This is a genomic window from Streptomyces sp. NPDC045846 (genome assembly GCF_056431605.1).
On sequence record NZ_JBWKKJ010000015.1, the window covers coordinates 32,066 to 50,853 of the forward strand.

The window sequence follows — 18,788 nt, forward strand, 5'->3', positions numbered from 1 at the left end:
TTTCAGAAAATTACAGCCCGGGGATGAGGGAGATGAGCAGGTCGATGATCTTGATGCCGACGAACGGGGCGATCAGACCGCCGAGGCCGTAGATCCCCAGGTTGCGGCGCAGCATCTTGTCGGCGCTGGTCGGCTTGTACTGCACGCCCTTCAGGGCCAGCGGGACGAGCGCGATGATGATCAGCGCGTTGAAGATGACCGCGGACAGGATCGCCGACTCGGGGCTGTGCAGGCTCATGATGTTGAGCTTGTCGAGGCCCGGGTAGACCACGGCGAACATCGCCGGGATGATCGCGAAGTACTTCGCGACGTCGTTGGCGATCGAGAACGTCGTCAACGCGCCCCGGGTGATGAGGAGTTGCTTGCCGATCTCGACGATCTCGATCAGCTTGGTCGGGTTGGAGTCGAGGTCGACCATGTTGCCGGCCTCCTTCGCGGCCGACGTACCCGTGTTCATCGCCACGCCGACGTCGGCCTGGGCGAGGGCCGGGGCGTCGTTGGTGCCGTCACCGGTCATCGCGACCAGCTTGCCGCCCGCCTGCTCCCGCTTGATCAGCGCCATCTTGTCCTCGGGCGTGGCCTCCGCGAGGAAGTCGTCGACGCCCGCCTCCTCGGCGATGGCCTTCGCGGTCAGCGGGTTGTCACCCGTGATCATGACCGTCTTGATGCCCATCCGGCGCAGTTCGTCGAACCGCTCCCTCATGCCCTCCTTGACGACGTCCTTGAGGTGGATGACGCCCAGGATGCGGGCGCCCCGCTCGTCCTGGACGGCGACGAGCAACGGCGTGCCGCCGGCCTCAGAGATCTTGTTCGCCAGCGCGTCGGCGTCCTCGGCGACCTGGCCGCCCTGGTCCTTGACCCAGGTGATGACCGAACCGGCCGCGCCCTTGCGGGTCTTGCGTCCGTCCACGTCGACACCCGACATGCGGGTCTGGGCGGTGAAGGCCACCCACTCGGCGCCGACGAGTTCGCCCTGGTGGCGCTCGCGCAGGCCGTACTTCTCCTTGGCCAGGACCACGATGGAACGCCCCTCGGGCGTCTCGTCGGCAAGCGAGGACAGCTGGGCGGCGTCGGCAAGTTCTGCTTCGGTCGTGCCCTTGACCGGCACGAATTCGGACGCCTGGCGGTTGCCCAGGGTGATGGTGCCGGTCTTGTCGAGCAGCAGCGTGGAGACGTCACCCGCGGCTTCCACCGCGCGGCCCGACATCGCGAGGACGTTCCTCTGCACGAGGCGGTCCATCCCCGCGATGCCGATCGCGGACAGCAGCGCACCGATGGTGGTCGGGATCAGGCAGACCAGGAGCGCGGCCAGCACGATCATGGACTGCTCGGCCTTCGCGTACATCGCGAACGGCTGGAGCGTCACCACCGCGAGGAGGAAGACGATCGTCAGCGAGGCGAGCAGGATGTTGAGGGCGATCTCGTTGGGGGTCTTCTGCCGGGAGGCGCCCTCGACCAGGTTGATCATCCGGTCGATGAACGTCTCGCCCGGCTTCGTCGTGATCTTGATGACGACCCGGTCCGAGAGGACCTTCGTACCACCGGTCACCGCGCTGCGGTCACCGCCCGACTCGCGGATCACCGGGGCCGACTCGCCCGTGATCGCCGACTCGTCCACCGACGCGACGCCCTCGACGACGTCTCCGTCGCCGGGGATGATGTCGCCCGCCTCGCAGACGACCAGGTCACCGATCTTGAGGTCGGTGCCGGGCACCTGCTCCTCGGTGCTGCCGGTCAGGCGGCGGGCGATGGTGTCGGTCTTGGCCTTGCGCAGGGTGTCCGCCTGCGCCTTGCCCCGGCCTTCCGCGACCGCCTCGGCGAGGTTGGCGAAGATCGTGGTCAGCCAGAGCCACGCGGCGATCGCCCAGCCGAACCAGTCGCCCGGGTTCTTGATGGCCAGGACGGTTGTCAGGACCGAGCCGATCTCGACCACGAACATGACCGGAGACTTGACCATGACGCGCGGGTCGAGCTTTTTGACGGCGTCCGGGAAGGACTTGACGAGCTGCTTCGGGTCGAACATGCCGCCCCCGACCTTGCCCTGGTCCTTGTGGCCCGTCGGGACGTCGCTGTGCGGGGCCCGGGTCTCAGTGGCAGTGGACATCTCGTCCTCGTGCTTCAGATTGGTGGTCATGACGCCAGCCCCTCGGCCAGCGGACCCAGCGCGAGCGCCGGGAAGTAGGTCAGGCCGGTGACGATCAGGATCGTGCCGACCAGCAGACCCGTGAACAGCGGCTTGTTGGTGCGCAGGGTGCCAGCGGTCTCCGGGACCGGCGCCTGCTCCGCCAGCGAACCCGCCAGCGCCAGCACGAACACCATCGGCACGAACCGGCCCAGCAGCATCGCCAGACCGATACTCGTGTTGAACCACGGAGTATTCGCGTTCAGGCCCGCGAAGGCGGAGCCGTTGTTGTTCGCGCCCGAGGTGTAGGCGTACAGCACCTCGGAGAAGCCGTGCGCACCCGAGTTCGCCATTGAGTCCAGCGTCGACGGCATCGCCATCGCGATCCCCGTGAAGATCAGGACCAGCGACGGGGTCACCAGGATGTAGCACGCGGCGAACTTGATCTCGCGAGTGCCGATCTTCTTGCCCAGGTACTCGGGCGTGCGGCCGACCATCAGGCCCGCGATGAACACCGCGATGATCGCCATGATCAGCATGCCGTACAGGCCGGAACCCGTGCCGCCCGGTGCGATCTCGCCGAGCTGCATGCCCAGCAGCTGGATGCCGCCGCCGAAGCCGGTGAAGGAGGAGTGGAAGGAGTTGACCGCTCCCGTGGACGTCAGGGTCGTGGCCACCGAGAAGATCGCCGAACCGCTGATCCCGAAGCGGGTCTCCTTGCCCTCCATCGCCCCGCCCGCGACGTCGAACGCCGGGCCGTGGTGGGCAAACTCGGTCCACATCATCAGCGCGGTGAACCCGACCCAGATGGTGACCATCGTGGCGAGGATCGCATAGCCCTGCTTGACCGAGCCGACCATGCGGCCGAAGGTGCGGGTCAGCGCGAGCGGGATGACCAGGATCAGGAAGATCTCGAACAGGTTCGACAGCCCGTTGGGGTTCTCGAAGGGGTGGGCCGAGTTGGCGTTGAAGTAACCGCCGCCGTTGGTGCCCAGCTCCTTGATCGCCTCCTGCGAGGCGACCGCGCCGCCGTTCCACTGCTGCGAGCCGCCCATGAACTGGCCGACCTCGTGGATCCCGGCGAAGTTCTGGATCGCGCCGCATGCCACCAGGACGAGCGCGCCGATCACCGAGATCGGGATCAGGATCCGTACGGTGCCGCGCACCAGGTCCGCCCAGAAGTTGCCCAGTTCACCGGTACGGGAGCGGGCGAAGCCCCGCACCAGAGCGACGGCGACCGCGATCCCCACGGCGGCCGACACGAAGTTCTGCACCGCCAGACCACCGGTCTGCACGACGTGGCCCATGGCCTGCTCGCCCGAGTACGACTGCCAGTTCGTGTTCGACACGAACGACGCCGCCGTGTTGAACGCCTGGAACGGGTCGATCGACACGAAGCCCAGCGAGCCCGGCAGCGAGCCCTGGAGGCGCTGGATGAGGTAGAGGAACAGCACGCCGACCGCGGAGAAGGCGAGGACGCCGCGCAGATAGGCGGGCCAGCGCATCTCGGTGGACGGGTTGGCGCCGATGGCCTTGTAGATCCACTTCTCGACACGCAGGTGCTTGTCGGAGGAGTAGACGCGGGCCATGTAGTCGCCGAGGGGACGGTATGCCAGGACCAGCGCCGCGCAGAGCGCGAGGAACTGGAGCACACCGGAGAGCACAGGTGACATGTCGGGGCTCAGAACCTCTCCGGGTACACAAGGGCGAGGACGAGGTAACCCAGCAGGGCGACGGCCACGATCAGGCCGACGATGTTCTCGGCAGTCACAGCTTTGCCACCCCCCTGGCGATGAGCGCCACCAGCGCGAAGACCGCGATCGTGGTGACGACGAAGGCCACGTCGGCCATCGTGAACTCCTGAAAGAGGTTCGAAAAAGAACGGACGCCCTGAGGAAACCGTCTCCGACAGTGTTTGCGCGCTCCGTTGACGGGCCTCTTACGGCCATTGGCGCCCCTTTGACGGGACTCTTACGCCTGCACGGACGGCAACCCGCCGACCTGGGGATATCTAGCAGCCTTCTAGGTCAAACGAGGCAATTTCCAGAGCGGATCACCATGCTTTCCGGCCGGATGCGCGAAGGTCGGCCAAACCCCGGGGACGGGATCCTGACAGGACACTGACACCCGGGGCGGCAGGCGCCGTCAGAGGGGCGTAAAACTCCGCTCAACGGGCGGAGTGCGGCTTCTTCGTCGCCTAGATTCGTGTGCTGCCGCTCACTGACAGTCGCGGACAGCCATGGCCGGCCCGCACTCGGGCCATGCCCTTCCACCGTCCCGGCATGAGCGGTGACCTGCGGCGACGTCTCGCCGTATCGCGTCCCCACCAGAAGGTCACCCCTGATGTCTCCCGCCGCCCCCCAGCAGGCCCAGACCGTCCCCGCTCCCAGTGGTCCGCCGCCCCGCAATCCCCGGATTCCGGGGCCGGACCGTCCCTCGCACCGCGATGCCCGCCGCCCCAGCGGGCTCTTCGAGCCCATGCAACTGGTCACGTCGTTTCCCGACGCGCTGCGCAAGCTGCATCCGCGGGCGCTGGTGCGGACCCCGGTCCTCTTCGTGGTCTCGGTCGGGGCGGTGCTCACCACGCTCTCCGCCCTCCTGAACCCGTCGGTCTTCACCTGGGTCATCAGCGTCTGGCTCTGGCTGACGGTGATCTTCGCCAATCTCGCGGAGGCCGTCGCCGAGGGCCGGGGCAAGGCCCAGGCCGAGTCCCTGAGGAAGGCCCGCACGGACACGGTGGCGCTGCGCCTGCGTGACAACTGGCGGGTCGGCACCGATCTGCGCAGCGCGCGGACGGAGGCGGTCGCCGCCACCGACCTCAAGCCCTTCGACTTCGTACTCGTCGAGGCGAGCGAGCTGATCCCGGCGGACGGCGACGTGGTGGACGGGGTCGCAGCGGTCGACGAGTCGGCGGTGACCGGCGAGTCCGCGCCGGTCATCCGGGAGTCCGGCGGCGATCGCTCCGGCGTCACCGGCGGCACCACCGTCCTGTCCGACCGGATCGTCGTCCGCGTCACCTCACGCCCCGGGCACTCCTTCCTCGACCGGATGATCGCGCTGGTCGAGGGCGCATCCCGGCAGAAGACGCCGAACGAGATCGCGCTCAACATCCTGCTCGCCGCGCTCACCATCATCTTCGTCCTGGTCGTCGTCACCCTCCAGCCCATGGCCGAGTACGCGAGCGCCGCCCAGTCCACCACCGTCCTCGTGGCGCTCCTGGTGACCCTGATCCCGACCACCATCGGCGCTCTGCTCTCCGCGATCGGCATCGCGGGTATGGACCGCCTCGTGCAGCGCAACGTCCTGGCCATGTCGGGACGGGCGGTGGAGGCGGCCGGCGACGTGAACACCCTGCTGCTCGACAAGACCGGCACCATCACCCTCGGCAACCGTGAGGCCGCCGCCTTCATCCCCATGCCCGGGGTCCGCGATCACCACCTCGCCGACGCCGCGCAGCTCGCCTCGCTCGCCGACGAGACGCCCGAGGGCCGCTCCGTCGTCGTCCTCGCCAAGAACCAGTACGGGCTGCGCGAGCCCGCCGAGGGTGACCTGGCGGGGTCCCGGTTCGTGGAGTTCAGCGCCCAGACCCGGATGAGCGGGGTGGACCTGCGCTGGGAGAACGGCGCCGTCTCCCACATCCGCAAGGGCGCGACCGCCCAGGTCATCGAGTGGGTCATGATGTACGGCGGCCAAGTGCCGCCCGAGGCACTCCAGTTCACCGAGGCGATCTCGGCATCCGGCGGCACCCCGCTGCTCGTCGGTGTGCACGACTGGAACGGGCCCCGCGTCCTCGGCGTGATCCACCTCAAGGACGTCGTCAAGGACGGCATCGCGGAACGCTTCTCGGAACTGCGCCGCATGGGCATCCGTACGGTCATGATCACCGGTGACAACCCGCTCACCGCCCGTGCCATCGCACGGGAGGCCGGGGTGGACGACTTCCTGGCCGAGGCCACCCCCGAGGACAAGCTCGCCCTGATCAAGAAGGAGCAGGAGGGCGGCAGACTGGTCGCGATGACGGGCGACGGAACGAACGACGCCCCGGCGCTCGCGCAGGCCGACGTGGGCGTTGCGATGAACACGGGGACCTCGGCCGCGAAGGAGGCCGGGAACATGGTGGACCTGGACTCCAACCCGACCAAGCTCATCGAGATCGTCGAGATCGGCAAGCAGCTCCTCATCACCCGTGGGGCGTTGACCACCTTCTCCATCACCAACGACGTCGCGAAATACTTCGCGATCATCCCGGCGATGTTCACCTCCGCCTATCCGGGCCTCGAAGCGCTGAACATCATGGGCCTGCACAGCCCGACGTCCGCCATCACCTCGGCGATCATCTTCAACGCCCTGATCATCGTGGCGCTCATCCCGCTGGCCCTGCGCGGCGTCCGCTACACCCCCGCCTCCGCCCACGACCTGCTCCGCCGCAACCTGGGAATCTACGGTCTCGGCGGGCTCGTGCTGCCCTTCGTCGGCATCAAGCTCATCGACGTCATCGTGTCGATGATCCCGGGTCTCGGCTGACCGGTATCAGCGGGGTCCGGGCTGCGTCCGTGTCTCGCGGACGTCGATGCCGAAGTGTTCGAGCACGGCCAGGAAGGCCGTCCGGTTGGGTATGCCGTTCGGCTCCCGCATCGCCTGCCAGCCGCTCCCCGTCCCGGGTGTGTACGACGATGCCGCGCGGCCGCTCCGCCAGGTCGAACCGCGGCCCCACCTTGGTGTGGTGGCCGCGGCCATGGCCGCTCCGGCGAGCATCGCGAATCCGCCTGCCGCGGTGACCGCGCACGGGCGCACGTGCCGGCTCCACCGTCCCTCCTTCCCCGCGGTGGACGCCCCGTCAGCGGAACTCGGCCAGCCGCGGCCGCAGCCCGAGAACGAGGAGCCCGGCCGCCAGGATCAGGGCCCCGGCGGCCGTGGACGCCTGGGTGTTGATTGCGTTCCGGCCGGTGGCGATCGCCGTTTCGTGGTGGGCGGCGTTGATCCCGGTCACCTGGTCCAGGGCCTTCATCCAGTCGCCGAAGTGGGCGTTGGAGGTGTCGGAGGACCAGCCGATGCAGAAGACCGTGGCCTCCTGGAGCTTTCCCTCGGCGACGAGCCGGCGCAGGGTCCGGTCGTCCTTCTGATAGACGGCGTACGCCTCGACCGTCTTCTCCGCCGCCTCGCGCTCCCCAGCGAAGGTGATGTTGTCCAGCTCGCGCCGGTACTCGCCGGTGAACCGCTTGTCGCTGTGGTCGCGTCGATACGCCGACCAGGTCCCGGCCAGTTTCGCGTCGTACGTGGCAGGGCTCGCGCCGTCGAGCCCGTACAGCTGCTGCGACTTGTCGAAGAACGACTTCTCGTATGTGTCCCTGCGTGCGGCGTCCAGCAGGAAGCGGCTCTCGTCCGCGTTGGCGTCGTAGCCGATCGCCTTGGAGCGGGAGAGGGCGACCACCGAGTCGAAGGAGTCGTGGCGCGCGATCTTCAGCTGCTCCTCGGAGACCGTCAGGAGCCGGCTGCCGCACACCACCGCGACGACCGCGCACAGCGTGGCCGCGAGGAGTGCGGGGTTGAAGACGCGCCGGAAGCTGCGGGCGATGCGGACCTGGAGCACCGCCAGGACGATGAGCAGCAGCACCCCAAGGACGGCCTCGGTGACGAGCTGGACGGACAGGTCCGAGCGCGTGGCCTCGTACTCGCCCTCATACACGGCGTTGTTGGCGTCCACGAGCCTTCGGGCCTGCGGCAGCAGGCGCTGCGTCAGGAGGTCGGTGGCCAGCCGGTAGTCGGCGCGGGCGGCGTCCTTGCCGCCGGGGTGCCCGTCGTTCTCCAGGGACCGGCCGATCAGCTCCTGGTAGTGCGCGAAGTCGTCGGTGAGGGTGACCACCGTGTCCTCGGTCGCCTTGTCGCACTCGGAGGCGGCGCCGAGGGTGCGCAGGGAGCCGCTGATGGTCTGCTGGGCATCCCGGTAGAAGCCGCTCGCCTTGCTGTACGACTCGTCCAGGCGCCCCGTGCCCGAATTCCCGCTGGAGAGAAGGATGTTGGCGGCCTGGGCGTCCATGTCGTTGAGTGCCAGGTTGAGTTGTGTCGCCGCGACCGTGCGGGGTGCGGCGCGGTGCTCGATCGCGTCCCACGTGGTGGAGAGCCCGGTGGCCGCCACGGCGATCAGGACGACGAGTCCCGCGCCGAGCAGGAGGCACACCGCGCGGGCGAGCCGCAGCCGGCCCGTCCAGTAGCGGCCGACGGCGTACCGGAAGAGATGGACGAGCCGGGCGACGGCGATGGGAGGCCGTCGCCCCGGCTGTCCGCTGCGCGGACCCCCTACGGACCGCTGCTCGGGAGTTCCCCCGCGACGAACGTCCGGCGCGGGGTCTGGTTCAGCAGTCGCCGGGGCCCCCGCGCCCTGACGCTGCCCGGCACCGGCGGCGACCGTCACTCGCCCTCCAACCTCGCGCCACGGGCCGCTCGTACGTTCCCGTGCGCTGACCATCATGTGGGGCAGAAGTTCGAGTGATCCTGGCGTTGACGGGTCCTTGATGCCCAAGAGCCTTGGCTTAACGCCTACTTGACGGCCGGAAGCCGTCGGTCGTGTCCGGTCGGTCCCCCGTTGTGCCGGCCCGGTGTTCAGTCCTCGCGGACCGCGCCTTCCCCCGCCTCCGCCAGCGCCGCCCCGGCCTGCCCGGCGAGGGTCACCGCCACCAGCCGGGCCTGCAGGGGAACGACGTCGCCGGGCCGCGGCCTGAGCATGAACCGGCCGTAGTAGTGCCCCTTGCCGACGGCACGCAGCTCGATCTCCTGCCCCCGCGGCCAGCCGTGGCGCTCCACGTCCCACCGGGCACCGCGCGCCGTGGTGACCCTGCCGTCCTCTTCGAGGCCGGGCGGGTGGCCGAGAAGCGTTCCGTATTCGAAGCGGCAGCCGTCCAGGGCCAGCAGGTCGATGAGCTGGTCGCGGACGTGGGTGACGACGGCGTCCGCGGACGCGGCGTTCTGCGCGAGCCGGGCGGTTTCGTGGATGCGGGCGAGATGGCCCGCATCGGTGACGGTGACGACCTTCAGGCGCCGGGCCCACGCGGCGAGCTGCGAGACCGCGAGTCCGACCCCGAGCAGCAGGACGGCGGTGGTGATCTCGTCGCCGCTGGAGATGGTGAACCGCTCGTAGGGGCGGGTGAGGAAGAAGTCGAACCAGAGGGCCGAGGAGAGCGCGGCCAGCGCGCCCGCGCCCCGGTGCCCGTTGGCGGACACGGCCACCACGACCACCACGAGGATCAGTGCGAGGTTGGTGCTCGCCACATGCGTACGCAAGGGCGTGAGGGCCGCGGCGACGGCGAGCGGACCGGCGACGGCCAGGGCAAGGGCGAGCTGGTCGCGCGTCGGGCGGGAGATCCGTACGGGCCGGGCGTACCGCCCCAGGGCCCCTGGCAGCGTGAAGCCGGACATGGCCACCTCCAGTGCTCCGCCTTCCACGATGCTCCCGCAGCGGGAAGACGGAGCACTGGCAGCGATTGTCCTGACGGACTCCTTACGCCCCTACGCGCCCGCCGCTCCCCCGGCGCCGGCCTCGCCGGACATCCGCTGGTCGGCGGCGGGCAGTGACAGCGCCATGGTCAGTCCGCCGCCGGGGGTGTCCTCGGGGGTGAGGGTGCCGGACATCGCCTCGGTGAGGCCGCGGGACAGGGCCAGGCCCAGGCCGACCCCGGTGGTGTTGTCGGTGTCGCCGAGGCGCTGGAACGGCACGAAGGCGCGCTCGCGGTCCTCGGCGGGCAGCCCGGGGCCGCGGTCGATGACACGTATCTCGACGCGCTCGGCGAGGGTGCTCGCGGTGAGCAGGACGCTCTCGCCGGGCGGGGTGTGACGGGCGGCGTTGCTGAGGAGGTTGGCGACCACGCGTTCCAGCAGGGGCGGATCGGCCAGCAGAGGCGGGATCCCGGGCGGGCACTGGACGTCCACGCGGGGCGCTCCGGGCGGCAGGGATTCCAGAGCCGTGGGCAGCACCTCCTCCAGGGCCGTGGCGCGCAGGCTCAGGGGGAGGGCGCCGGCCTGGAGGCGGCTCATGTCGAGGAGGTTGTCGATGAGGCGGCCGAGCCGGGCCATCGACTCGTCGGCGGTGGCCAGGAGTTCGTCGCGGTCTTCGTCGCTGAAGTCGACATCCCGGCTGCGCAGCGAGGTGATGGCGGCCCAGCCCGCGGCGAGCGGGGTGCGCAGGTCGTGGCTGACGGCGGCGAGCAGCGCGGTACGCATGCGGTCGGCGGCCTTGACGGGTTCGACCTCGGCGGCCGCCTCGGCGAGCCGGGCCCGCTCGACCGCGACGGCGACGTGCGCGGCGAAGGCGGTCAGGACCTTGCGTTCGGAGGACGGCAGGGGGCGGCCGCGCAGCACCAGGTGTGCCTGCTCGCCGACGGGGACCTGGACGACGGCGCCGTCGTCCGGCACGGGTGCCTCGGCGAGTTCGGCCGATTCCATCCCGAAGGTCTCCCGGGTGCGTTCCAGCAGCGCCGGTACTGCCCGCTGACCGCGGACGATGGAGCCGGCGAGCGACGACAGGGTCTCGGCCTCCGCGGTGGCCCGTGCCGAGCGGCGCGAGAGCCTCAGCGAGCGGTCCACCACGGCCGCCACGATGCCCGCGACGACCGCGAACACCACCGTGGCGAGCACGCTGTCAAGGGTGGTCGTGAACGCACCGATCGGCGGGATGAACCAATAATTCAGGAGCAGCGAGGCCGTCACCGAGGCGACGACCGCGGACACGACTCCCCCGAGGCAGGCCACGCCGACCACCACGAGCAGGAACAGCAGGGCCTCGCTGGTGACGTTGAGGCTGTCCCGGAGTTGGTCGAGCACCAGGGTCAGCACGACGGGCAGCACGAGGCCGGACACCGGGCCCGCGACGAGCCGGGGCGTCGACAGGGTGCGCCGGCGGGACGGCAACAGCCGCCCGCTGCCCGCCCGTTCGTGGGTGACCATGTGGACGTCGATGTCCCCGGAGAGTGCGACGACCGTCTCCCCTATGCCCCGCCCCGTCACGAACCGTTCGAGACGGCCCCGGCTGCTGGTGCCGAGCACCAGCTGCGTGGCGTTCTCGGCACGGGCGAACTCCAGGAGAGCGGTGGGAATGTCGTCGCCGACCACCGAGTGGTAGCTGCCGCCCAGGCTTTCGGCCAGCGCCCGCTGCCGGGCCAGCGCCGCCGAGGAGGCCCCGGCCGCAAGGCCGTCGCTGCGCGCGATGTGCACGGCCAGAAGATCACCCCCGGCCGTCCGGTCGGCGATCCGGGCGGCCCGCCGGATGATCGTCTCCCCTTCGGGCCCGCCGGTCAGGGCGACCACCACCCGCTCCCGGGTCTCCCACACCCCGCCGATGCCGTGCTCACTGCGGTACTTCTGCAGCGCCTCGTCGACCTGGTCGGCAACCCACCGCAGGGCCAACTCCCGCAATGCCGTCAGGTTTCCGACCCGGAAGTAGTTGGCGAGCGCCGCGTCCACCTTCTCCGGGGCGTAGATGTTGCCGTGCGCCATGCGACGGCGCAGCGCCTCGGCTGGCATGTCCACGAGCTCGATCTGGTGGGCGCGGCGCACCACCTCGTCGGGGACGGTCTCCTGCTGCGGCACCTTGGTGATCTTCTCGATGACGTCGTTGAGGGATTCCAGGTGCTGGATGTTCACGGCGGTGACGACGTCGATCCCGGCGGCCAGGAGTTCCTCGATGTCCTGCCACCGCTTGTCATGGCGCCCGCCGGGCACATTGGAGTGCGCCAGCTCGTCGACGAGGGCCACCTGCGGCCGCCGGGCGAGCACCGCATCGAGGTCCATCTCCTCGAACCGGCCGCCGCGGTAGGCGCGCTGGATCCTGGGCACGGCCTCCAGGCCGTCCAGCTTTCCCAGGGTGTGACGCCGCTTGTGGCACTCGGCGAACGCCACCACCACATCGGTACCGCGCTCCGCCCGCCGCCGGGCCTCGTCCAGCATCCGGTAGGTCTTGCCGACCCCGGGGGCGGCTCCGAGAAAGACCTTCAGCCGACCCCGCTTCCCGGGTCCCCGACCTCCGGGCGGGACGTCCGGCTCCACCACCACAGCACCTGCCTCCTCACTCCATACGCGCGCCCCGACCGCCCAGGGCGAGCTGGGCGGTCGGGGCGCGATGTGTGTTCCCGATCATCGTGGGGAGCCGCCGCGAAAAGGCGCCGCTTACAAGGAGATTGATGCGTTCCTGACCCAACTCCTACGTCCTCGGTCACCCTTCACCGAAAGTGCCCCGCAGCAGTGCGACCGGACCCATCAGAACCGGTCCGGGAAGATCAGCGCGAAGATCAGGTAACCGAGCAGGCACACGCCGATGCTCAGTCCGACGATGTTCTCGACGCTCACAGACGTTCAGCTCCCTGATCGAAGTGGACCACGGCGAAGGGCGGCTCGTGCGACGCGTCAAGCGAACTCCTCCCGCCCCTCCCGGGTGCGCCTCTTGACACCTCCCTGTCGTCGCAGGGTGCTTCGTTGACGCGGCCTTGACGACTGCCGCAGTCGATAGGGTGAAGGCGGTGTGCCGGGAAGTCTGGTCGGCGTAACGGGCCAGGTGGGCCCGACTATCGGGTCCGGAAACCTGGGGGCGGCATGCGCGGCGTAGGTACGGTCTTGTTCCTGGTGGTACTCGCCACCCTGGTGGCCACCGGGGCCCGCAGGTGGCGCATCCCCGCGCCGTCCCTGCTGGTCGTCGCGGGCCTGGCGGTGGCGCTGCTGCCGGGCGCCCCGCCGATCCGGGTCACCCCCGAGATCATCGGCCTGGTCGTGCTGCCGCCGCTGCTGTACGCCAGTGCCGAGGAGGTCTCCTGGCGCGAACTGCGGGTCGTGTGGAAGCCGGTGGGTGTGCTCGCGATCGGGCTCGTGCTCGCATCGGCCGCGATCGTCGGCTTCGTCGCCTCCGCGCTCACCCCGCTGCCCTGGCAGATGGCGCTGGTTCTCGGCGCGGTCCTGGCCAGCACCGACCCGGTGGCGGTCACCGCGCTCGGCCGACGCCTCGCCCTGCCGCCCAAGGTGCAAGTCCTGGTGCAGGCGGAGAGTCTGTTCAACGACGCCACCTCTCTGGTCCTGTTCAAGGTGGCTGTGGGTGTCGCGGTCGCCGCCTCCACCGTCTCCTGGGCGGGTGCGGGCGGCGAGTTCGCACTGCTCGCGGGCGGGGGCACGCTGATCGGAGGGGCGGTCGCCGGTGTCGTGGTGCTGATCCGGCGCAGAACCGAGGAGCCGGTCCTGGAGACGGTCGTCGCGCTCGTCACCCCGTACGCCGCCTACGTACTCGCCGAGGCCGCCCACACCTCGGGGGTGACGTCGGTCGTCGTCGCGGGCGTGATCCTCGGCGGCCGTTCGGACCGACTGACCAGCGCCCGGATACGCCTCCAGCTCCACGCCGTGTACGGCACGGTGGTCTTCCTCCTGGAAAGCGTCGTCTTCAGCCTGATCGGGCTCTCCCTGCCCGGCCTGATACGCGAACTCGGCACCGCGGACCGGCTGTGGCCGCTGTACGCACTCGCCCTTGCCGCGACCCTGATCGCCGTCCGCATGCTGTGGGTCTTCCCGCTCTCTGCCGTGCTCCAGCGCAAGGCCGGCCAGCGCCGCGCCAACTGGCGGGTCCCGGTGGTCCTGTCCTGGGCCGGCACCCGGGGCGTCATGCCACTGGCCGCCGCCCTGTCCATCCCGGTCGCCACGGCGGGCGGAGCCACGCTGCCCGGCCGCCCGCTCGTTCTCGTCCTCACCACCTCCGTGGTGGTGGTGACTCTCGTCGTCCAGGGCTTCTCCCTCTCCACCGTCGTACGCCGCTCCGGCATCGCCCTCGAACCCGACCACACCGAACGTGAGGAGGCCCACGCCCGGCTCAGCCTCGCCGACGCCGGAATGCGCCGCCTGGAGGAGATATCCGAACTGGAGGCCGTCCCCGAGGTCGTCGCCGACCGCCTCCGCCGCGCCCTGCAGGCCCGCCAGGAACACGCCCGCGAACGCCTCGACGAGACCAGCGGTGGCAACGGGCAGGGCGCGTCGGCCGACCACATCTACCGCCAGCTGCGCCGCGACCTCATCCTCGAAGAGGCCGCCGAACTCCAGCGCCTGTACGACGACCACCACATCAGCGACACCACCCGCCGCCGCCTCCAGCGCTCCCTCGACCTGGAGGAGGCCCGGCTGGCGGACACATGAGGCCTGGGCGTCAGAAAGCCGTAAGGCCCGCATCAAGACTGGTGTCGGTGCCACGACAATCGCGACGGGCCCGCTTACGGTCCCGGTATGGGACGACGGACGACCCGCGACAGGGCGGGAGGCCGGGCCATGCTGCCCGAGCCGGTCGCGTACGACATCACCTGGGCGGGCGAGGCCCGTTCGGCAGCGGGGTACGGGGCGCTCCTGTTCGTTCTCCTCGCGGGCGTCGACGAGGTCGCAGGGACGCTCACCGATCTGCGCGCGGTCCTGTGGCTGTTCCTCGGCGCCCTGCTGCTCGCAGTGCTGTGGCCCACCCGGGTATCGGCCGCACGGGGCCTGCTGACCACGCGCGGCCTCAGGCGCGAGGCCCGGGTGCGCACCGACCGGCTGGTCTCGGTGCGCTGGTCCAACGGGGTCGCCCAGCGCCTGGTCCTGCGGGATGCGGACGGCAACCGGACCGAGCTCGACCCCCGCATCCTGATCGCCAACCCTGCGCTCTGGCACGTCCTCGATGCCGACGCCCGCATCAGCGTCACCCGAGGCACGCTGCGCTGCGGCGAAACCGCGCTGCTGCAGATCGCGGCCCGGGTGGACCGCGAAGCAGCCCGCACTGTGTTCAAGATCTCCGGCCTGGAGTAGTCATTTCCTCCTGCTTCGGTATGAATTGCGCGAACCTTGACGGCTCCTTAACGGGCATCCGTCCTCCCCCTTTCCTACGCTCGCGACGTGTTCAACGTGACCGGCGTGCTCAAGCGCCTCGTGATCGGCCGCGCCATGCGCAGCGAGGAGCTGGGCGAGACGCTGCTGCCCAAGCGGCTCGCGCTGCCGATCTTCGCCTCCGACCCGCTGTCCTCCGTGGCGTACGCGACGCAGGAGATCCTGCTCGTGCTGACCCTCGGCGGGCTCGCCTACCTCCATTTCACGCCGTGGATCGCGGCCGGGGTGGTCGCCCTGATGGCGGTGGTGGTGCTCTCCTACCGGCAGGTCGTGCACGCCTACCCGAGCGGCGGCGGCTCCTACGAGGTGGTGTCACGGAACCTCGGCCCTTCGGCGGGTCTGGTCGTGGCGGCCTCGCTGCTCGTCGACTACGTCATGACGGTGGCCGTGTCGGTGGCCTCCGGGGTCGACAACATCATCTCGGCGATCCCTTCGCTGGCCGGGCACCGCGTGCTGCTGGCGCTCGGCTTCGTCGCGATCCTCACCGCGATGAACCTGCGCGGCGTGCGCGAGTCGGGCCGCACCTTCGCCGCCCCCACCTACCTCTTCATCGGCGGCGTGATCATCATGGTTGCGACCGGCCTGATCCGGTACGCACTCGGGGACGCGCCGGTCGCCGAGTCAGCCGCGTACGGAATCCACCCGGAGCCCGGCAACCAGAACCTGGCCGGGATGGCCCTGATCATGCTGGTGCTGCGCGCGTTCTCCAGCGGCTGTACGGCGCTGACCGGCGTGGAGGCGATCTCCAACGGGGTACCCGCCTTCCGCAAGCCCAGGGCGAAGAACGCGGCGGACACCATGGCCGCGATGGGCATCATCGCGGTCGTCATGTTCGTCGGCGTCACCGCCCTCGCGCTGATCGCGAAGGTCCATATCACCGACAACTCCTGCCAGTTGACCGGCATCGGCGGCAACTGCGACACCTTCACCCAGAAGACCGTCATCGCCCAGCTCGCCTCCGCGGTCTTCGGCGGCGACCACTCCATCGGCTTCTTCGTCATCCAGGCCGCCACCGCTCTCGTCCTGATCCTGGCCGCCAACACCGCCTTCAACGGCTTCCCGCTGCTCTCCTCGATCCTGGCCCAGCACCGCTATCTGCCCCGCCAGCTCCACAACCGGGGCGACCGGCTGGCCTTCTCCAACGGCATCCTGGCCCTCGCCATGGTCGCCGGCGCGCTGCTGTGGGCGTACAAGACGGATGTCACCAGCCTCATCCACCTCTACATCCTCGGCGTGTTCACCTCGTTCACGCTCTCCCAGCTCGGCATGGTGCGGCACTGGAACCGCGCCCTGCGCACCGAGCCCGACCCGGCGGTGCGCCGCCGCCACCAGTCCGCACGCGTCGTCAACGCGCTGGGTGCCTGCGTGACCGGACTGGTCCTGGTGATCGTGCTGATCACGAAATTCACCCAGGGCGCCTGGCTCGCCGTGGTCGCCGCGATCCTGCTGTGGGTGATGATGCGCGGCATCCGCCGCCACTACGACCACACCGCCGCAGAACTGGCCGTCGAGAACCCCCGCGACGAACTCGTCCCACCGTCCAGGGTGCTGGGGGTCGTCCTCGTCTCCACCATCCACAAACCGACCCTGCGCGCCCTCGCCTACGCCCGCGCCTTCAAGCCGTACCGGCTCGAAGCACTGACGGTCGCCGTCGACAAAGAGGAGACCGGCGACCTGCAACGCCGCTGGCAGGACCTGGACGTCGACGTCCCGCTGAAGGTCCTGGCCTCCCCCTACCGCGAGATCACCAAGCCGGTCGTCGAGTACGTCCGCACGATGCGCCGTGACAGCCCCCGAGACGTGGTCGCGGTGTTCATCCCCGAATACGTCGTGGGCCACTGGTGGGAGAACCTCCTCCACAACCAGTCCGCCCTCTGGCTGAAGAGCCGACTGCTCTTCACCCCGGGCGTGATGGTCACCAGCGTCCCCTGGCAGCTCACCTCCGCCGCCCGCGCCGACCACCCGGCCGCCCGCGCCCCCGGCTCCGTCCGCCGCGGCGAACCCACCGCACCCCACAGAAACACCACACCCACCCACAACGGCTGACGCCCAACTTCCGGCATCCATGACCTTTTTGGTGCATCGCTGACGCATCGGACAGTGTGCTTCCGGGCGCACCCGACAAGGCTGCGAGCGCGCCCGCACCCCAGGGAACGGCCGACTCCCGTTCTCCGCGCGGTACTGTCCCAGCAGGGCGATCAACCCGCTCTACGGTCCGCACACCGGGCATGCCATCCCCCGCCCCCCCCAAGGCCCCGGACGGAACCAGCGCAGAGCGATCATCGGCGCCAGGGTGCCGCTCGATCACAGTCCCTATGGCTGGGCCGGGGCAGCTGACGGGGCCCCTTGTCGGTGCCTGACATGCCTGATCCTGAACGGCGCATCTGCGACGCGGGCCCTCCGGCGACGAGCATTTCGGTGGCCGCGTGCTGGTGGACGAGGACTTACGAAACCCTGCTCGAGGGCCCCGTGTCCTGTCACTTCCGCAGCCGTGAAAGCGGCGCCTGCCCACACGCATTCCTCGGTATGGATGACCTGTCCAATAGCGATGGGGTAAACATAAAGGACACTATCTATGTATGTTGAGGAGTGATGGCCAGTGCCGACTGCCAAGGCGGAGCAGGCTGCCCGTACGCGTCAACGAGTCCTGCTCGCGGCGGCCGAGGTCTTCGACGAGGCCGGTTACGAGAAGGCGTCCGTGACCCAGATCGTGGAACGGGCGGGGCTCACTCTCGGCGCTCTCTACTTCCACTTCGGTTCCAAACAAGGACTGGCCGAAGCCCTGATGAACGCTCAGCCGGCGACGATAGAACCCCGCCTCACGTCAACCGGGTTACAGCACGTCGTGGACATCACCCTGGTGTGGGCGGACCGCATGAAACGCGACCCGATCCTCCGCGCAGGGGTCCGTCTCGCCATCGAACAGGGCAGCCACGGCATGAACGACGCCACCTCCTTCGAGGACTGGCGGAAGCTGATGTGCAGCCACCTGGACGTGGCCCGGTCCACCGGTGAACTCCGCGACGGAATCGACACCGTCCGGCTGGCCCGCTTCGTGGTGGGCGCCTGCACCGGTATGCAGGTCTACTCGAATCTCGCGACCAAGCGCGTCGACCTCATGGAACGTGTCTGCGACATGTGGGACTTGCTGTTGCCCAGCATCGCCTCGGAAGCGGTGCTGCACGACATCCGCGTCGGCCCCACCCGAATACCCACCCCATGACCATGACCGCGGCGACATCCCGCACATCGTGCTCACCGGGCAAGTCACTTCGCTGGTGGTGAGGCACCCGGCGCCTCGCCATCGCTCACCCTGACCAGCCACAGGGCCCGTTGCTCAGTGCATCCATCCGGCATCCAGTAACGCGCCCGCGATGGCGGGGATTTGGGGAGCCTTGTGGACGTCTCTCACGGCGCCGATCCCCCGTTCGTCGTCGCGCACGACCCCGACCGGCCAGAACACGACCGTCCCATCGTGTGCCTGGCCGCCGAGGCTTTGGTGGGACACATCGTCAAACTCTCCGCAGCGACGATACGTGCGGCTTTGACGCGCTGTGACGGACACGCCTGATTCAGGGTCGTCTGTCATAGCGCGTCAAAGCCAGCCGCCTACACCGCGGCCAAGCTGTCGACCAGGGATGGACGGCCCGTTGGCCGCAGAGGGGCGGCCGACTTGCTCGAAACGCTTCGGGTTCTCCTCGTTCTCGTGCCCGTCACCCAGCCCTCACCATAGGGTCGGACCGCCCGTCGAGCCATCGCCGCGGGACCGCTTCGCCCGCGGTCACGGGCGCCGAAG

At 69.6% G+C, this 18,788-nt stretch carries 13 protein-coding genes; 5 read left to right on the forward strand and 8 right to left on the reverse strand.

Annotated elements, in window-relative coordinates; all coding sequences use genetic code 11:
- Positions 1–10: 10 nt before the first annotated feature.
- Genes kdpB (AC07F3_RS33685) through kdpF (AC07F3_RS33695) form a run of 3 tightly spaced genes read right to left on the reverse strand, consistent with a single transcriptional unit; the run spans position 11 to position 3,893 of the window.
- Positions 11–2,134 (reverse strand): potassium-transporting ATPase subunit KdpB, encoded by a 2,124-nt coding sequence (gene kdpB, locus AC07F3_RS33685; RefSeq protein ID WP_479118351.1) that lies wholly within the window; start codon positions 2,132–2,134, stop codon positions 11–13.
- On the reverse strand, positions 2,131–3,795 hold the full coding sequence (gene kdpA / locus AC07F3_RS33690; RefSeq protein WP_479118352.1) for a potassium-transporting ATPase subunit KdpA: 1,665 nt from the start codon (positions 3,793–3,795) through the stop codon (positions 2,131–2,133). The genes kdpB (AC07F3_RS33685) and kdpA overlap by 4 nt, the downstream gene beginning before the upstream one ends.
- Positions 3,796–3,803: 8 nt before the next feature.
- The gene (gene kdpF / locus AC07F3_RS33695; protein WP_063801986.1) at positions 3,804–3,893 is read right to left on the reverse strand and encodes a K(+)-transporting ATPase subunit F; all 90 of its coding nucleotides are present in this window, start codon (positions 3,891–3,893) and stop codon (positions 3,804–3,806) included.
- 572 nt (positions 3,894–4,465) lie between these two features.
- On the opposite strand from kdpF (AC07F3_RS33695), the gene kdpB (AC07F3_RS33700) reads away from it, so the two are divergent.
- On the forward strand, positions 4,466–6,646 hold the full coding sequence (gene kdpB, locus AC07F3_RS33700) for a potassium-transporting ATPase subunit KdpB (RefSeq protein ID WP_479118353.1): 2,181 nt from the start codon (positions 4,466–4,468) through the stop codon (positions 6,644–6,646).
- Between the two features lie 6 nt (positions 6,647–6,652).
- On the opposite strand, the gene AC07F3_RS33705 is transcribed toward kdpB (AC07F3_RS33700), so the two are convergent.
- From AC07F3_RS33705 to kdpF (AC07F3_RS33725), 5 genes are all read right to left on the reverse strand, one after another.
- Positions 6,653–6,916, reverse strand: coding sequence for a hypothetical protein (locus AC07F3_RS33705; protein WP_479118354.1), 264 nt, complete (start codon positions 6,914–6,916; stop codon positions 6,653–6,655).
- Between the two features lie 43 nt (positions 6,917–6,959).
- Positions 6,960–8,534: a hypothetical protein gene (locus AC07F3_RS33710; RefSeq protein WP_479118356.1), complete on the reverse strand. Its 1,575-nt coding sequence runs from the start codon at positions 8,532–8,534 to the stop codon at positions 6,960–6,962.
- A 188-nt stretch (positions 8,535–8,722) separates the two neighbouring features.
- A complete protein-coding gene (locus AC07F3_RS33715; RefSeq protein WP_479118357.1) occupies positions 8,723–9,562 on the reverse strand; it encodes a DUF4118 domain-containing protein in 840 nt (279 codons plus the stop codon).
- A 63-nt stretch (positions 9,563–9,625) separates the two neighbouring features.
- A complete protein-coding gene (locus AC07F3_RS33720; RefSeq protein WP_479118359.1) occupies positions 9,626–12,163 on the reverse strand; it encodes an ATP-binding protein in 2,538 nt (845 codons plus the stop codon).
- 204 nt (positions 12,164–12,367) lie between these two features.
- Positions 12,368–12,457 carry a K(+)-transporting ATPase subunit F gene (gene kdpF, locus AC07F3_RS33725; RefSeq protein ID WP_189960045.1) on the reverse strand — a complete coding sequence of 30 codons (90 nt, stop codon included), beginning with the start codon at positions 12,455–12,457 and terminating at the stop codon, positions 12,368–12,370.
- 243 nt (positions 12,458–12,700) lie between these two features.
- Here kdpF (AC07F3_RS33725) and AC07F3_RS33730 point away from each other — a divergent pair, with 243 nt between their 5' ends.
- From AC07F3_RS33730 to AC07F3_RS33745, 4 genes are all read left to right on the forward strand, one after another.
- A complete protein-coding gene (locus AC07F3_RS33730) occupies positions 12,701–14,275 on the forward strand; it encodes a Na+/H+ antiporter (protein ID WP_479118360.1) in 1,575 nt (524 codons plus the stop codon).
- 87 nt (positions 14,276–14,362) lie between these two features.
- Positions 14,363–14,914: a hypothetical protein gene (locus AC07F3_RS33735; RefSeq protein WP_479118361.1), complete on the forward strand. Its 552-nt coding sequence runs from the start codon at positions 14,363–14,365 to the stop codon at positions 14,912–14,914.
- Positions 14,915–15,049: 135 nt separating this feature from the next.
- Positions 15,050–17,038: an APC family permease gene (locus AC07F3_RS33740; protein ID WP_479118522.1), complete on the forward strand. Its 1,989-nt coding sequence runs from the start codon at positions 15,050–15,052 to the stop codon at positions 17,036–17,038.
- A 553-nt stretch (positions 17,039–17,591) separates the two neighbouring features.
- Entirely contained in the window at positions 17,592–18,215 is a 624-nt protein-coding gene (locus tag AC07F3_RS33745) for a ScbR family autoregulator-binding transcription factor (RefSeq protein ID WP_479118362.1), read from the forward strand.
- Positions 18,216–18,788 lie beyond the last annotated feature (573 nt).

Excerpts from the sequence above, each read along its gene's own strand:
- kdpB (WP_479118351.1), bottom strand. The coding sequence starts at position 2,134 with ATGACCACCAATCTGAAGCACGAGGACGAGATGTCCACTGCCACTGAG.
- AC07F3_RS33735 (WP_479118361.1), top strand. The coding sequence starts at position 14,363 with ATGGGACGACGGACGACCCGCGACAGGGCGGGAGGCCGGGCCATGCTG.
- AC07F3_RS33730 (WP_479118360.1), top strand. The coding sequence starts at position 12,701 with ATGCGCGGCGTAGGTACGGTCTTGTTCCTGGTGGTACTCGCCACCCTG.
- AC07F3_RS33740 (WP_479118522.1), top strand. The coding sequence starts at position 15,050 with ATGCGCAGCGAGGAGCTGGGCGAGACGCTGCTGCCCAAGCGGCTCGCG.
- kdpA (WP_479118352.1), bottom strand. The coding sequence starts at position 3,795 with ATGTCACCTGTGCTCTCCGGTGTGCTCCAGTTCCTCGCGCTCTGCGCG.
- kdpB (WP_479118353.1), top strand. The coding sequence starts at position 4,466 with ATGTCTCCCGCCGCCCCCCAGCAGGCCCAGACCGTCCCCGCTCCCAGT.